The sequence below is a fragment of the Acinetobacter sp. UBA3132 genome, assembly GCF_002364825.1.
In the GTDB taxonomy this organism is placed as follows: domain Bacteria; phylum Pseudomonadota; class Gammaproteobacteria; order Pseudomonadales; family Moraxellaceae; genus Acinetobacter; species Acinetobacter schindleri.
Map to the genome: position 1 here is coordinate 723 of NZ_DEZM01000210.1, position 523 is coordinate 1,245.

Annotated in this window: 1 pseudogene; it reads right to left on the minus strand. The window is 44.7% G+C overall.

The annotated features are described in order from the left end of the window. Positions 1-523: pseudogene (locus tag B4033_RS11640) on the minus strand (YgiQ family radical SAM protein); the annotation flags it as partial.

Below are 523 nucleotides of genomic sequence, written 5' to 3' on the forward strand. Positions count from 1 at the left end.
CATGGTGGTTGCCGTTGCCATTGGTGATGGATAGAAGGTTTGTACTTGGTCAGCACGGAAACCATTCTTCTTCAACCAAATCGCCAGGTTCATCATGTCATAATCGGTTGTACCCGGATGCGCTGCAATGAAGTAAGGAATCAAGTACTGTTCCTTGCCTGCTTCCTTACTATAACGATCAAACATTTGCTTGAATCGGTCATAAGTTCCAATGCCAGGCTTCATCATTTTATTGAGTGGACCTTTCTCAGTATGCTCAGGCGCAATCTTGAGGTAACCACCGACATGATGCGTCACCAATTCTTTGACATATTCAGGGTTTAAAACCGCAAGGTCATAACGTAAACCTGAACCGATCAGAATCTTTTTAATACCTGGTAATGCACGTGCTTTACGGTATAACTGCGTCAGTGGCGCATGGTCGGTATGTAAGTTTTGACATACTCCCGGGAACACACACGAAGGCTTACGACAGTTCTTTTCGATCTCAGGATCTTTACACGCCAAACGGTACATGTTGGCT